General features: G+C 76.9%; 14 protein-coding genes and 1 riboswitch. Of the genes, 5 read left to right on the plus strand and 9 right to left on the minus strand.

Translation table 11 applies throughout. The features are described from left to right. Nucleotides 1-43 precede the first annotated feature (43 nt). On the minus strand, nt 44-1,798 hold the full coding sequence (locus tag B9L22_RS16965; RefSeq protein WP_233140210.1) for a 2-isopropylmalate synthase: 1,755 nt from the start codon (nt 1,796-1,798) through the stop codon (nt 44-46). 180 nt (nt 1,799-1,978) lie between these two features. On the opposite strand from B9L22_RS16965, the gene B9L22_RS16975 reads away from it, so the two are divergent. Genes B9L22_RS16975 through B9L22_RS16990 form a run of 4 tightly spaced genes read left to right on the plus strand, consistent with a single transcriptional unit; the run spans nt 1,979 to nt 5,049 of the window. Beyond that, a complete protein-coding gene (locus B9L22_RS16975) occupies nt 1,979-2,671 on the plus strand; it encodes a FadR/GntR family transcriptional regulator (RefSeq protein WP_086151263.1) in 693 nt (230 codons plus the stop codon). A 26-nt stretch (nt 2,672-2,697) separates the two neighbouring features. Next, the gene (locus B9L22_RS16980; RefSeq protein ID WP_086151264.1) at nt 2,698-3,723 is read left to right on the plus strand and encodes a quinone oxidoreductase; all 1,026 of its coding nucleotides are present in this window, start codon (nt 2,698-2,700) and stop codon (nt 3,721-3,723) included. Continuing rightward, nucleotides 3,720-4,001: a hypothetical protein gene (locus tag B9L22_RS16985; protein ID WP_076406572.1), complete on the plus strand. Its 282-nt coding sequence runs from the start codon at nt 3,720-3,722 to the stop codon at nt 3,999-4,001. The genes B9L22_RS16980 and B9L22_RS16985 overlap by 4 nt, the downstream gene beginning before the upstream one ends. A gap of 37 nt (nt 4,002-4,038) precedes the next feature. Continuing rightward, nucleotides 4,039-5,049 carry a DUF4862 family protein gene (locus B9L22_RS16990; protein WP_086151265.1) on the plus strand — a complete coding sequence of 337 codons (1,011 nt, stop codon included), beginning with the start codon at nt 4,039-4,041 and terminating at the stop codon, nt 5,047-5,049. Nucleotides 5,050-5,112: 63 nt separating this feature from the next. On the opposite strand, the gene thiD is transcribed toward B9L22_RS16990, so the two are convergent. Beyond that, complete coding sequence (thiD, locus tag B9L22_RS16995; RefSeq protein ID WP_086151266.1) at nt 5,113-6,084, minus strand: bifunctional hydroxymethylpyrimidine kinase/phosphomethylpyrimidine kinase; 972 nt, start codon at nt 6,082-6,084, stop codon at nt 5,113-5,115. Then, nucleotides 6,078-6,172, minus strand: a riboswitch (TPP riboswitch). Its footprint overlaps the gene before it by 7 nt. Before the next feature lie 77 nt (nt 6,173-6,249). On the opposite strand from thiD, the gene B9L22_RS17000 reads away from it, so the two are divergent. Further along, entirely contained in the window at nt 6,250-6,474 is a 225-nt protein-coding gene (locus B9L22_RS17000) for a hypothetical protein (protein WP_086151267.1), read from the plus strand. Between the two features lie 72 nt (nt 6,475-6,546). Here B9L22_RS17000 and B9L22_RS17005 read toward each other — a convergent pair whose 3' ends face one another. From B9L22_RS17005 to rpmI, 7 genes are all read right to left on the minus strand, one after another. After that, nucleotides 6,547-7,431 carry an SDR family oxidoreductase gene (locus B9L22_RS17005; protein ID WP_086151268.1) on the minus strand — a complete coding sequence of 295 codons (885 nt, stop codon included), beginning with the start codon at nt 7,429-7,431 and terminating at the stop codon, nt 6,547-6,549. Beyond that, a complete protein-coding gene (gene pheT, locus B9L22_RS17010; RefSeq protein WP_086151269.1) occupies nt 7,428-10,049 on the minus strand; it encodes a phenylalanine--tRNA ligase subunit beta in 2,622 nt (873 codons plus the stop codon). Before pheT ends, B9L22_RS17005 begins: the two co-directional genes overlap by 4 nt. Then, nucleotides 10,049-11,170, minus strand: a complete 1,122-nt coding sequence (pheS, locus tag B9L22_RS17015) for a phenylalanine--tRNA ligase subunit alpha (RefSeq protein ID WP_086151270.1) — start codon at nt 11,168-11,170, stop codon at nt 10,049-10,051. The genes pheT and pheS overlap by 1 nt, the downstream gene beginning before the upstream one ends. Nucleotides 11,171-11,455: 285 nt before the next feature. Beyond that, nucleotides 11,456-12,100, minus strand: coding sequence for an RNA 2',3'-cyclic phosphodiesterase (thpR, locus tag B9L22_RS17020; RefSeq protein ID WP_158097225.1), 645 nt, complete (start codon nt 12,098-12,100; stop codon nt 11,456-11,458). Continuing rightward, nucleotides 12,097-12,975: an RNA methyltransferase gene (locus tag B9L22_RS17025; RefSeq protein WP_086151375.1), complete on the minus strand. Its 879-nt coding sequence runs from the start codon at nt 12,973-12,975 to the stop codon at nt 12,097-12,099. The genes thpR and B9L22_RS17025 overlap by 4 nt, the downstream gene beginning before the upstream one ends. Before the next feature lie 68 nt (nt 12,976-13,043). Then, complete coding sequence (rplT, locus tag B9L22_RS17030; RefSeq protein WP_024840664.1) at nt 13,044-13,430, minus strand: 50S ribosomal protein L20; 387 nt, start codon at nt 13,428-13,430, stop codon at nt 13,044-13,046. 67 nt (nt 13,431-13,497) lie between these two features. Further along, a complete protein-coding gene (rpmI, locus tag B9L22_RS17035) occupies nt 13,498-13,692 on the minus strand; it encodes a 50S ribosomal protein L35 (protein WP_034653792.1) in 195 nt (64 codons plus the stop codon). Between the last annotated feature and the right edge of the window lie 51 nt (nt 13,693-13,743).

Below are 13,743 nucleotides of genomic sequence, written 5' to 3' on the forward strand. Positions count from 1 at the left end.
CACCGCGCGCACGCCTCCGACGAGAGTCCCGAACCCGGCGGCCTCAGGCCGCCGCCGCGCAGACCGCGCGGACGGTCGCTCCCAGGACGGACGCGTCACGACCCACGGTCCAGCGCGGGGTGCCGTCGGGGCCGCGGTGCTCGAGGTAGGTCACCGCGGTCGCGTCGCTCCCGCTGCCGACGGACTGCTGGGTGAGCGAGAGGACCTCGACCGGGCGGCCGAGGCGGGCCAGCGCGTCGACGAGGGCGTCGACCGCGCCGGTGCCCGTCCCGGACGTGGCGACGCGCTCGCCGTCGACCGTGACCTCGAGGTCGAGGTGCTCCGTCCCGTCGTCGGCGCGCCGGCTCGTCCATGCGACGGGCGCGACGGCGCCGGGGCGCGCGTAGGCCGCGTCGAACAGCGCGAGGAGGACGTCGGGCGTCACCTCGGCACCGGTGGCGTCGGCGTGCTCCTGGACGCGGCGCGCGACGTCCACCTGGAGGCCCCGGGGCAGGTCCAGGCCGTGGACGGACTGCAGCACGTACGCGACGCCGCCCTTCCCGGACTGGCTGTTCACGCGTACGAGGGCCTCGTACGACCTCCCGAGGTCCGCGGGGTCGACCGGCAGGTACGGCACGCGCCACGGCGCGGCCGCGGGGTCGAGGCCGGCCGCCGCGGCGTCGGCCCGGTGCCGCGCCATCCCCTTGCGGATCGCGTCCTGGTGGGTGCCGGAGTAGGCGGTGTGCACCAGGTCGCCCACGTACGGGTGGCGCGGGTGGACGTCGATCCGGTTGCACGCCACGACGACGTCGCGGATCGCGTCGAGGTCGGAGAAGTCGACCATCGGGTCGACGCCCTGCGCGTGCAGGTTGAGGCCCAGCGTCACGAGGTCGACGTTCCCGGTGCGCTCGCCGTTGCCGAACAGGCACCCCTCGACGCGCTGCGCACCCGCGAGGACCGCGAGCTCGGCGCACGCGACGCCGGTGCCCCGGTCGTTGTGCGGGTGGACCGAGAGGATCACGCCCTCGCGCCGCGCGAGGTTCCGGTCCATGTACTCGATCTGGTCGGCGTAGACGTTGGGCGTCGCGACCTCGACCGTGGCGGGGAGGTTGAGGACGACGGGCCGCTCGGGCGTCGCGTCCCAGAGCGTCGTCATGCGGTCGCACACGTCGAGCACGTAGTCGGGCTCAGTGAGGTTGAACACCTCGGGCGAGAACTCGAACCGGACGCGCGGGTCGTCGCCGGCGTGGCGCAGCACCTCGGTCCCGGCGTCGGTGATCAGCCGGGCGAGCTCCTCGCGGTCGCGGCCGAGCACCACGTCGCGCCAGACGGGCGCCGTCGCGGCGTACACGTGGACGACGACCGGGTTGCGCAGCCCGCGCACGGACTCGACCGTGCGCGCGATGAGGTCGGCGCGCGCGGCGGTGAACACGACGACGGTCACGTGCTCGGGCGCGAGGTCGGTCTCGGCGAGCAGGCGCACGAAGTCGAAGTCGGTCTGCGACGCCGACGGGTAGCCCACCTCGATCTCGGTGTACCCCATCGCGACGAGCAGCTCGAAGAAGCGGCGCTTGCGCGCCGGGTCCATCGGTTCCGCGAGCGCCTGGTTGCCGTCGCGGAGGTCGACAGGGACCCACAGCGGCGCCTGGGTGAGCCGGCGGTTCGGCCAGCGGCGGTCGGGCAGGTCGGGCACGTCGACACGGGCGTGGACGTCGGCGTAGCGGGACGACGGCATGGGCGACGGGCGCTGCCGGTTCCACGGCGGCGTGGTCCTGGCGGCGGGGCGGTCCGTGCGGGCGGGCGTGGCGGAGACGGTCATGGCGGGCCTTCGGCTGGAGCCCCGGGGTGGCGGGGCGCGGGACGACCGGCGCACGACGGACCCCCACGGCGGGGGGCCGGTCCGGTCAGACCCCGCCGTGGCGCCGAAGGAGGAGCGCCGTCCAGGACATGCGGGGTACGCTAGCGCCGATCAAGTCCTCAGACAACCTGAGAGGTTTCCATGACCGCGCTGCAGCGACGCCCCCTGGCCGACCAGGCCGCCGAGCTCCTGCTCGAACGCGTGCGCTCCGGTGCCTGGCCCCTCGACCACCGGCTGCCCGGGGAGCAGGCGCTCGCCGCCGAGCTCGGCGTGGGCCGATCGACCGTCCGCGAGGCGATCCGCCAGCTCGCGGGCCGCGGCGTCCTCGACAGCAGGCAGGGCTCGGGCGTGTACGTCGTCTCGACGGACACCACCGACGACTGGGACGAGGTGCTGCGCCGCGGCGAGATCGTCGACGTGCTCGAGGTGCGCGCCGCGCTGGAGGCGGAGGCCGCGGGGCTCGCCGCCGCGCGCCGCACGCCCGCGGACCTGCGCACCATGACGACGGCGCTCGCCCGCCGCGGGCAGGTCGCGGCGACGGCGTCGCCCGCCGAGTACGTGGACGCGGACCTCGCGTTCCACCGGGCGGTCGTCGACGCCGCGCACAACGCGGTGCTCGCCGAGCTCTTCGCGACCTTCGTCCCGCGCCTGCGCCGCGCGATGGTCGCCATGGTCGACCTCGACCGCGCAGGCACGTCGCACCGGCACGACCAGGACGCGCACGAGGCGATCCTCGACGCCGTCCGCGACCGGGACACCGGCCGCGCCGCGGCGGCGGCGCGCGAGCACCTCGCGGCCGTGCACGCGAAGGTCGCCGACCGAGGGCGACCGTGACCGCCGCGCGACCCTAGGCTGAGGCCATGCACGCGATCGTGGCCCGCGCGGCGGGCGGTCCCGAGGTCCTCGAGTACACCGAGCTGCCCGACCCGTCGCCGGGCCCGGGGCAGCTCCTCGTCCGCTCCGCGGTGGCGGGCGTGAACTTCATCGACACGTACAAGCGCTCCGGCGTGTACGCGATGGAGTACCCGCACGTCGTCGGGAGCGAGGGGGCCGGGGTCGTCGCCGAGGTGGGCGAGGGGGTCGAGGGGTTCGCCGTCGGCGACCGCGTCGTGTGGACCGAGGCGCCGGGGTCGTACGCGGAGCTCGTCGTGGTGGACGCCGGGCAGGCGCTGCACGTGCCGGACGCCGTCTCGCTCGAGGACGCGACCGCCGTCGCGCTCCAGGGGCTCACGGCGCACTACCTGTGCACGTCGTCGTACCCCGTGCGTCCGGGCGACCGTGTGCTCGTGCACGCGGGCGCGGGCGGCGTCGGGCTGCTCCTGACCCAGATGCTCGTGGCGCGGGGCGCGCACGTGATCTCCACGGTCTCGACCCCCGAGAAGGCGGAGCTGTCCCGCGGCGCGGGCGCCGAGCACGCGATCCAGTACACGGCGTTCGCGGACCTCACCGCCGAGCTGCCCGAGGTCGTGCGCGGGCTCACGGGCGGCGAGGGCGTCGCGGCGGTGTACGACTCGGTCGGCAAGGACACGTTCGACGCGTCGCTCGCGTCGCTGCGCCGCCGCGGCACGCTCGTCCTCTACGGCGGCTCCTCCGGGCAGGTCCCGCCGTTCGACCCGCAGCGCCTCAACGCGGGCGGCTCGCTCTTCCTCACGCGGCCCAAGCTCGCCGACCACACGGCGACGCGTGCCGAGCTCGTCGAGCGCGCGACCGAGGTGCTCGGCGCCGTCGCGGGCGGCACGCTGCACGTGCGCGTCGGCGCGACGTTCCTACTCGCCGACGCCGCCGACGCCCACCGCGCGCTCGAGGGACGGGCGACCACCGGCAAGGTGCTGCTCCGGCCGGCCGGGGCCGACGACGCTCACGCCACGACGACCGGGACCGCGTGAGCTGGGACTGGGTGCCGCCGCGCCCGGGCGAGGAGGACGGCTCCGACGGCGGCCCCTCCCCCGCGCTGCGCCGCACCGTGACGGTGCTCGCCGTGCTGCTCACCGCGGTGTTCGTCGTCTACTACGTGACCGTGGCGGTGCGCCAGCAGGCGGACGCGTGCGTCGCCGACCGGCCCGCGGGCGTCGCGGTGCAGGACGTCGAGGCACGGTGGCGCTGGGTCCCGCCGGGCTACGCGTGCGAGTACGCCACCGCCGACCAGGACGTCGCCCGCGCCTGACCCGCCCGGCATCCCCCACCACCACCGACGAGGACCGATGACCGACCTGCACGACCGCCCCCTGACCCTGCTCGGCGCCTATGCCCTCGCCGGCGTCCCCGACCCGGGCGGCTGGTACGCCGCCCTCGACGAGGACGGCCTCGACGGCCTCGAGCACCCCGTCGACCCGGACGACGCGGACGCGCTCGCGACGACCGCGGCCGCGCTCCCGGCGCACTGGGCGCTGCTGCCGACGACGGTCGCCGCGACGGCCCGCCGCGCCACGGCCGACCGCTCCTACGGCCTCGCGTCCGACGACGAGGAGGGTCGGCGCGAGGCGGTCGACGGCGTCGCGCGCGTCCTCGCGGCCGTGACCCGGCTCGCCGAGGCGGAGGGTCGACGACGCGTCGTCGCGGTCGAGCTCCAGTCCGCGCCCGGTCCCGGCCGCGGCTCCGGCGCAGCGCTCGCGCGCAGCCTCACCGAGCTGGCCGCCGTCGCGCCCGCCGGGCTGCCGCTCGTGGTCGAGCACTGCGACGCGCCACGCCCGTGGGGCGTCGCGGAGAAGGGCTTCCTCGCGCTCGACGACGAGATCGCCGCCGTCGCGCGCGCGGCCCGGGACACCGGCCACCCCCTGCACCTCGGGCTCAACTGGGGCCGGTCCGCCATCGAGGGGCGCAGCGCCGCGACGCCCGTCGAGCACGCGCGGGCGGCCGCCGGCGCAGGCCTCCTCGCGAGCGCGATGCTCTCCGGGGCCGCCGGCCGGCCCGGCCGGTGGGGTGCGCCGTGGGCGGACGCGCACGTGCCGCCCCACGGCCCGGACCCCGCGCTCCCAGGCCCCGACGAGTCGATGCTCGGCCCGGCCGAGGTGCGCGAGTTCCTCGCCGCGGCCGGGCCGGTCCCGCTCGTCGGCGCCAAGGTGACCACGCGGCCCGAGGACGCCCCGCCCGCGCAGCGCCTCGCCGTCGCGCGCGCGACGCTCGCCGTGCTCCGCGACGCGCTGGCCGACCTCGACACCGACCGCGGAGCCGACCGCAGGGCCGACCACGCAGCGAGCGGCCCCACGGCCTGAGTGCGTCCCGCGGCCCGGGCTCGGCACGTCGCAGCAGCCCGGGCTCGCCCGGTCGGCCCGGGCTCAGCCCGGCCGCACGGGCGCCGAGCGGTGCAGATGGTCCACGGGCCCCCGGCCCGTCCCCACCCGCAGCGCGGCGCCGGCACGCAGCGCGCCCGTGAGCCACTCCTTGGCCTCGCGCGCCGCCTCCTCCCAGCTCGCGCGCTGCGGTCGCAGCGCCGCGAGCGCCGCCGAGAGCGAGCACCCCGTGCCGTGGGTGTGGGGCGTGTCGACGCGCTCGGCGTCGAACGTCGTGACGGTGGCCGCCCCCGGCGCGCGGCCCGACGTCGGCCCGGGCGCGGGGACGACGAGCGCGTCGGGCGACGTGCGTCCGGTGAGGTGACCGCCCTTGAGCAGCACGACGGCGTCGCTCGCGGTCGCGTACGACGTCGCCTGGCGCAGGGCGTCGTCCCACGTCGTCGCGGGCTCCCGCCCGCCGAGGACGGCGAGCTCGGGCAGGTTCGGCGTGACGACGTCGGCGCGCGCCGCGAGGTCGCGCACGGCCTGCTCGGCACCCGCGTCGAGCAGGCGGTGGCCGGACGTCGCGACCATCACCGGGTCCAGGACGACCCAGGGCCGCGGAGCACCCGTGGCGGCGCGCGCCGCGGCGAGGTCGTCGAGCCACTCCCCGACGGCGCGGGCGTTCGCCTCGTCCGCCACCATGCCGATCTTCACGGCGTCGACCTCGACGTCGTCGGACACGGCGTCGAGCTGCGCGCGCAGGAACGCCGGCCCGGGGACGTGCACCGACCGCACGCCGTGGGTGTTCTGCGCGACGAGCGCCGTGGTGACGGCCATGCCGTAGGCGCCGTGCGCGCAGAACGCCTTGAGGTCGGCCTGGATCCCGGCGCCGCCGGTCGGGTCGGTCCCCGCGACGGAGAGGACGCGGGGGCGGGACGGGGCCGGGTCGGGCCCACGGCCCGGGTCGGGGCGACGGTCACGGTCCGCGGAAGCGGGGACCGGGTCGGAGGTGTGCCGAGGCAGGGCGAGCGTCATCGCGCGGACATCCCTTCGCTGGTACGAGCCAGATCAGGTTCGACGGGTCTCATCTCAGCCCCGGTGCGGGGCACCCCGTGTCGCGGGCCATGCTACGCGGCGACCCGTGCGCTTTTCACCCGCCCCGAGGCGTGAGACGACGCGCGTGCACGCGTCTTTCCGGGTATGACGCAGCACGTCGCCCCCGCGACCCGCCCCTTCCTGCCGGACGCGCCCGTCCCGGTCCAGGTGCCCGCCCTCTGCACGACGTTCGACCGCGACGGCCGGCGGGTCGTGCTCACGGGCGTCGTCACGCACGACGCGGGCGGCCTCGTGGCGTTCGAGTACGAGCACCCCGAGCGGGGCCTGTGGCACGTGTGGGTCGACCGGGACGCGTGCGTCCCGCTGTGACCCGGTGCCCGGACGCACGGACGCCGCCCGACCGGGGGGTCGGGCGGCGTCGGCCGTGCGGGGCGCGTGCGCTCAGCGGGCGGGGAGCTCCCCCGGCATCGGGTCGTCGGAGCCCCAGCGCGTGACGCGCAGCCGACGGCCGTCGGGACCGGGCAGCACGACGCCCGCGCGGGCGGCCTCCTGGGCCGCCGCGCGGAGCGACCCGGGCGAGTCGTGCGTCACGCGCACGAACGACCCCGAGAACGCGTCGAGCTCGCCGCGGGCGATCGCGACGACCATCTCGACCGTGCGCTCGACGGGCGTCCAGTCCGTGCGGCCCTCGTGCATGACCATGGACGCCGTCATGTCGGTCTGCACGACGCCCGGCGACACCTCGAAGGTCCGCAGCCCGAGCGCGTGGCCCGAGCGGTGGAGGTTCGCCCCGAGGCGCAGCAGCGCCGTCTTGCTCGCGTTGTACGCGCTCGCGCCCTCCATGTCGTGCGAGCCCGCGCCGCTGTTGAGGTCGACGACGCGGCCGCCACCGCGCGCGAGCATCCCGGGGACGACGGCGCGCGCGAGCAGGAACGGCCCGCGCACGTTGGTCTCGAGGACGGCCCACCACTCGTCGGGGTCCGCCTCCCAGAGCGGCACCTCGGCGTCGACCCGGCCCGCGTTGTTGACGAGCAGGTCCACGCTCCCGAGCGTGGCCTCGGCCTCGCGGACGGCCGCGGCCACCGCCGCGGCGTCGGTCACGTCCGCCGTGACGACGACGGCCCGGCCCGCGCCGTCGAGCGCGGCGATCTCGTCAGCCACGCCCGCGAGCCGGCCCGCGTCGCGCGCGAGGAGCGCGACGTCGAGACCGGACGCGGCGAGCCCGACGGCGACCGCGCGGCCGATGCCGCGCGACGCCCCGGTGACGAGCGCGGTGCGCGCGGGCGCCACGTCCGGCGTCGCGCCCTGCCCCGGTGCGCCGCTCATGCGCGCAGCTCCGCCCCGACGCGCTCGCGCGCGGCGGCCACGGCGCCCTCCCGGACCCGCGCCACGTCGTCGGCGGTGAGGGTGCGGTCCGCGGCGCGCAGCCGCAGCGAGAACGCGAGCGACTTGCGCCCGGCGCCCACCTGCTCGCCCGTGAAGACGTCGAACAGCGCGACCTCCTCGGCGAGCTCGCCGGCGCCCTCGACGAGCGCGGCCCGCAGCGCCTCGGCCGGCACGTCGGCGGCGACGACGAACGCGAGGTCCTCCTTCGCCGCCGGGAACCCGGAGACCGGGGTCGCCTGGACGGGCTCGTCGGACGCACCCGCGACGAGCGCCGACAGGTCGAGCTCGAACGCCACGGAGCGGGCGGGCAGGCCGACGTTCTCGAGCACCTTGGGGTGCAGCTCGCCCGCGTGCCCGACGACCGTCCCGTCGGCGAGCTCGAGGCGCGCGCAGCGGCCCGGGTGGAAGGGTGCCCGCGCGGTGTCGGCGACCACGCGCACGGCGTCGTCCCCCCGCAGGCCGGCGCGGTCCGCGACCAGGCGCGCCGCGTCGAGCGCGTCCGTCCAGTCCGCGGGACGTCCGGGGCCCCACCAGCCCGCCCGCTCGCGACGACCGACCAGGACGCCCGCGACGTGGCGCGGCTGCGCCGGGAGCGCGGCCTCGATCGCGGCGAGGTCGTCGTCGGAGGGACGCACCCCGCCGGGCAGCGACGGCGCGGCCGGGGCGCCCGGGCGCGGGTGCGTCACGAGCCCGACCTCGAACACGGCGACGTCCCCGAGCCCGCGGCCCACGTTGCGGCGCGTGGTCTCCAGGAGCGTGCTCAGCACGTCCGTGCGCATCAGGGGGCGGTCGTCGGCCAGCGGGTTGAGCAGGCGCAGCGCCCGGCGGCGCTCGTCGTCCGCGGGGATCCGCAGCGCGTCGAGCTCGCCCTCGCCGACGAACGGGTAGCTCAGCGTCTCGACGAACCCGTGCTCGGCGAGCGCGCGGGCGACCGACCGGCGCACGCGCTGCTCGCGCGTGAGCCCGCGCCCGCCGGGCGCCGCGGGGAGCACCGACGGGATCTCGTCGTACCCGACGAGGCGCGCGACCTCCTCGACCAGCTCGGCCGGCTCGGTGAGGTCGGGGCGCCACGACGGCGGGGTCACGACGACGACGCCCGTCGCTGCGGCGTCGTCCGCGTCGACCGTGCACCCGATCGCCCCGAGCGTCCCGACGACCTGCTCGAGCGTGTACGGCACGCCGACGAGACGCTCGGCCTCGCCGACGGGCAGGTGGATCGGGGTGGGCGCGGTCACGCGGTCGAGGTCGCTGACGGCCGGGTCGGCGGTCCCGCCGCCCAGCTCGACGAGCAGGTCGACGACGCGCTGCGCCGCGACCGCGGGCAGCAGCGGGTCCACGCCGCGCTCGAACCGCTTCGCGGCCTCGCTCGACAGCTTGTGGCGACGCGACGTGCGCGCGACCGTCACGGGGTCGAAGTGGGCGGCCTCGACGAGCACCGCCGTCGTCTCCGGCCCGACCTCCGAGGAGGCACCGCCCATGACGCCGGCGAGACCCAGCACGCGCGCGCCGCGCGCACCGTCGGGGCTGTCGGTGATGAGCAGGTCCTCCGGGTCGAGCGCGCGGTCCACGTCGTCGAGCGTCGTGAGCCGCTCGCCCGGGGCGGCGCGCCGCACCACGACGGGGGCCGCGACCTTCTCGAGGTCGTACGCGTGCAGCGGCTGCCCGAGGTCGAGCATGACGTAGTTCGTCACGTCGACCGCGAGCGAGATGGGCCGCATGCCCGACGCCGTGAGGCGGCGCTGCATCCACGCGGGCGTCTGCGCCGCGGGGTCGAGCCCGCGCACGACGCGCGTGACGAACCGGTCGCACCCGACGACGCCGTGGACCGGAGCCGCGTCGTCGACCTCGACGGGGAAGCCGTCGGGCGTCGCCGCGGGCGGGGGCGTGGGCAGGGAGCCGGGCAGGCCCGGGTCCGTGAAGCGCGCGCCCGTCGAGTGCGAGAACTCGCGCGCGACGCCGCGGTAGGAGAACGCGTACCCGCGGTCGGGCGTCACGTTGATCTCGAGCACCTCGTCGCCGAGCCCGAGCAGCGCGACCGCGTCCTGCCCCGGGGTGAGGTCCTCGGCCGCGTACCCGAGCCGCGGCAGCACGATGATGCCGTCGTGGTCCTCGCCGAGCCCGAGCTCGCGCTGCGAGCAGATCATGCCGTCGGACACGTGCCCGTACGTCTTGCGGCTCGCGATGGGGAACGGACCGGGCAGGACGGAGCCCGGCAGCGCGACGACGACGAGGTCGCCCGGCGCGAAGTTGTGCGCGCCGCACACGATGCCGCGCGCACCGCCCGCCGGCACGTCGGCCGGCTCGACGCCCTTGATCTCGGCGGCGTTGTGCTCCGGCCCGACGTCGACCAGGCACCAGTTGATCGTCTTGCCGTTCTTCTGCGGCTCGGGCGTCATCTCCAGGACGCGCCCGACGACGAGGGGACCCGTCACGGCCGCGCCGTGGATCGCCTCCTCCTCCAGGCCGACGCGGACGAGGTCGGCGGCGAGCCGCTCGGCGGTGAGCCCCGCGGGCAGCTCGACGTGGTCGCCCAGCCAGTCGATGGCGACGTACGGCATCAGATCTCCGTTCCGAACTGGGCGGAGAAGCGCACGTCGCCCTCCACCATGTCGTGCATGTCCGCGATCCCGTGGCGCAGCATGAGCGTGCGCTCGATGCCCATGCCGAACGCGAAGCCCGAGTACTCGTCGGGGTCGACCCCGACGGACCGCAGCACGTTCGGGTTGACCATGCCGCAGCCGCCCCACTCGATCCAGCCCGGCCCGCCCTTCTTCTGGGGGAACCACAGGTCCATCTCGGCGCTCGGCTCGGTGAACGGGAAGTACGCGGGCCGCAGGCGCGTGCGCGCGTCGGGGCCGAACATCGCGCGCGCGAACGCGTCGAGCGTGCCGAGCAGGTGCGCCATGGTCAGGCCCTTGTCGATCGCCAGGCCCTCGACCTGGTGGAAGACGGGCGTGTGCGTCGCGTCGAGCGCGTCCGTGCGGAACGTCTTGCCCGGGCACGCCACGTACAGCGGCACGCCGCGCTCGAGCAGCGAGCGGGCCTGGACCGGCGACGTGTGGGTGCGCAGCACGAGGTTCGACGGCTCCGCGCCGTCCTCGCCGTCCGGGCCGGCGACGTAGAACGTGTCCTGCATCTGGCGCGCGGGGTGGTCCACGCCGAAGTTCAGGGCGTCGAAGTTGAACCACTCCGCCTCGACCTCGGGGCCTTCGGCGATCTCCCAGCCCATGCCGACGAAGAAGTCCGCGACGCGCTCCTGCAGCGTCTCGAGCGGGTGCCGCGCGCCCGCGGGGACGCGGTCCACGGGCAGCGTGACGTCCACGGCCTCTTCGACGAGGACGCGCTCGTCACGCTCGGCCTCGAGCTCGGCCTGGCGCGCGGCGAGGGCCTGGTTGAGCCGGCCGCGCAGCGGGCCGAGGAGCTTGCCCGCGGTCTTCTTGTCCGCGGGGACGAGAGACCCGATCTGGCGGTTCGCGAGCGCGAGCGGGCTGCGGTCGCCCGCGTGCTCGGTGCGCACGCGCTTGAGCGCGTCGAGGTCGCCGGCCGCGGCGACGGCGGCGAGCGCGGCGTCGAGCGCGCGCTGCAGCGCGTCGGCGTCGAGCGGGGAGGGGGCGGAGGGGGTGTCCGGTCCGCCGTCGCCCGCGTGGGGGGTGACGACGTCGGCGTCAGGGCTGGACATGCGTGCCTTCCTGGCGAGGGCGGGACTGCGGGGAGCGGACGACGGCCGGCGTCGACCCGCGGCACGCGCCGCTCGGGGCGGGGCGTGCGGGGCGCGCACGTGCGCGCGTCGCCGTCATTCTAGGGCGCCCGTCCGGGCCAGGACCGTCCCGCCACGAGGCGGGCGGGGAGCACGCGTCAGTCGCGCGGGCCCGTGACGGGCCCGGGAAATCGACGACCACCGCGCAGGCTCATGCGCCCCATCCTCGCACAGGCCGGTCCGGGCGGACCTGGACGACGGCGGCGCTCACCGCGCGGCGGGCCCGAGCGGCAGGGTCCGCAGCGTCCGGTGCACCGGGTGCCCGGACGCGTCGCCGAGGTCGGACTCGACGAGGTGCAGGGCGTCGGCCGTCCACCCCGGGCCGGCGTACACGGCGAGGGCCGCGGCGGGCGCGGCGAGCGGGTCGCCCGCGGTGCGGTCGGGCCGGGTCGCACCGCGACCGCGCGCCCGGCGGTTCGCCTGGCGCGCCCCGGCCGCGGCCCGCGCGACGGTGAGGTGCGCGCGCTGCCGGGGACGGCGGTCCACCCGGACGCCCGCGTCGCCCGCCGCCTCGGCGACCGCGGCGCTCAGCGCCCGCAGGGCGTCGGCGCCGTCCCCGCCGACGCCGACCCACAGGACGCGGCGGTCGAACACGCCCGCGCCGCGCAGCCGGAGGTCGAGCGGCGCGGCCTCGTGCGCGACCGGCTCGAGCGCCGCCGCGAGGTCGGGGACGGCCCCCTCGGGCACGTCGCCGAAGAACGACACCGTGAGGTGCCACAGCTCGGGGGACGTCCAGCGGACGAGCGGTGCGCCGTCGGGCCGGCGGGCCTCCTGGGCGTGCGCGTCCGCGAGGGCGAGCGCGAGGTGGTCGAGCGCCGCGGCGCTCGGGTAGAGCGCGGCGAACAGCCTCACGCGCCGCCCTCCGGGACGGCGCCCGGGCCCCGGGCGGGCCGGTGCGCGCGGCTGGAGGCGTAGAGGCAGACCGTCGCCGCCGTCGCGAGGTTCAGGGACTCGGCCCGGCCGCGGATCGGCACCCGCACGACGGCGTCGGCCAGCGCGCGGTCCTCCGGGGGCAGCCCCCACGCCTCGTTCCCGAAGACCCAGGCGGTGGGTGCGGCGAGGTCGACGGGGCGCTGCGTACCGGCGCCCGCGGTGCCGGCCACGTCGAGCAGGTCGTCGAGGTCGAGGTCCCCCGCGCCGTCGGCGGCGAGTACCGCGAGCCCCGCGCCGCGCAGCGCGGCGACGGCCTCGGCCAGGCTCACGCCCGTGACGACCGGGAGGTGGAAGAGCGACCCGGCCGTCGACCGCACGACCTTCGGGTTGTGCACGTCGACGCTCTCGCCGGCGAGCACGACGGCGTCGGCCCCGGCGGCGTCCGCCGCGCGGACCACGGTCCCCGCGTTGCCCGGGTCCCGGACCGTCGCGAGCACCGCGACGAGCGCCGGGCGGTCGCGCCGCGCGAGCGTCGCGACGACGTCCTCCAGCCGCAGCGCGTCCGCACGCACGACGGCGAGCACGCCCTGCGCGTCGGCGCTCATCGCCGCCAGCACCTCGGGCGTCGCGCCGTGCACGTGCAGCCCGGCCGCGCGCGCGTCGGCGACGATCTCCGGGTGCCGGTCCGCCGCGGCGGGCGTGACGTAGACGTCACGGACCTGGTCGGGGGCGTGCCGGACCGCCTCGCGGACGCCCTGCGGGCCCTCCACGAGGAGCTGTCCGTGCCGTGAACGCGCCGGACGCCCGGCCAGCGCACGGACCGCCTTGACCCGGTCGCTGCGAGGGTTCGTCAGCGTGGGGTCGAGCGGGCCGGGCGCCGGACGGGCGTCCGTGGCCGACGGGCGGCCGGGCGAGGCGCTGGTCAGGCTGCGGCCTTGGGCGCGTTGACGTCCTCGGGGAGCGCGTCCTTCGCGACCTGGACGAGCGCGTTGAACGCCGCCACGTCGTTGACCGCGAGCTCCGCGAGCAGGCGACGGTCGACCTCGACACCCGCGGCCTTGAGGCCCTGGATGAGGCGGTTGTACGTCAGGCCCTGGGCGCGCGACGCAGCGTTGATGCGCTGGATCCACAGCTTGCGGAAGTCGCCCTTGCGCGCCTTGCGGTCACGGTAGGAGTAGACGAGGGAGTGGGTGACCTGCTCCTTCGCCTTGCGGTAGAGGCGCGAGCGCTGGCCGCGGTAGCCGCTGGCGCGCTCGAGGGTCGTACGGCGCTTCTTCTGGGCGTTGACCGCCCGCTTCACGCGTGCCACGTGATGCTCCTTGCAGTTCGGGGCTCAGGGGTGAGCCGGTCGGTGGCGGGTCCCGCCACCTGCCGGGTCACTTGCCGAGCAGCTTCTTGATGGACTTGACGTCGGCGGGCGAGACCACCTGGTCGGCAGCGAGGCGGCGCTTGCGCTTGGTCGCCTTGTGCTCGAGGTAGTGACGGGCGTTGGTCTGCTCGCGCATGACCTTCCCGGAACCCGTGATGCGGAAGCGCTTCTTGGCACCCGAGTGCGTCTTGTTCTTCGGCATGACTGCCGTCTCTCCTTGTGTCCGGTCAGCCACCTCGCGGTGGCCGACGTG

This window comes from Cellulosimicrobium sp. KWT-B (assembly GCF_002127155.1).
Lineage (GTDB): Bacteria > Actinomycetota > Actinomycetes > Actinomycetales > Cellulomonadaceae > Cellulosimicrobium > Cellulosimicrobium funkei.

Coding starts and splice junctions, on each gene's coding strand:
- B9L22_RS16965 (WP_233140210.1), bottom strand. CDS start 1,798: ATGACCGTCTCCGCCACGCCCGCCCGCACGGACCGCCCCGCCGCCAGG.
- B9L22_RS16975 (WP_086151263.1), top strand. CDS start 1,979: ATGACCGCGCTGCAGCGACGCCCCCTGGCCGACCAGGCCGCCGAGCTC.
- B9L22_RS16980 (WP_086151264.1), top strand. CDS start 2,698: ATGCACGCGATCGTGGCCCGCGCGGCGGGCGGTCCCGAGGTCCTCGAG.
- B9L22_RS16990 (WP_086151265.1), top strand. CDS start 4,039: ATGACCGACCTGCACGACCGCCCCCTGACCCTGCTCGGCGCCTATGCC.
- thiD (WP_086151266.1), bottom strand. CDS start 6,084: ATGACGCTCGCCCTGCCTCGGCACACCTCCGACCCGGTCCCCGCTTCC.
- B9L22_RS17000 (WP_086151267.1), top strand. CDS start 6,250: ATGACGCAGCACGTCGCCCCCGCGACCCGCCCCTTCCTGCCGGACGCG.
- B9L22_RS17005 (WP_086151268.1), bottom strand. CDS start 7,431: ATGAGCGGCGCACCGGGGCAGGGCGCGACGCCGGACGTGGCGCCCGCG.
- pheT (WP_086151269.1), bottom strand. CDS start 10,049: ATGCCGTACGTCGCCATCGACTGGCTGGGCGACCACGTCGAGCTGCCC.
- pheS (WP_086151270.1), bottom strand. CDS start 11,170: ATGTCCAGCCCTGACGCCGACGTCGTCACCCCCCACGCGGGCGACGGC.
- rpmI (WP_034653792.1), bottom strand. CDS start 13,692: ATGCCGAAGAACAAGACGCACTCGGGTGCCAAGAAGCGCTTCCGCATC.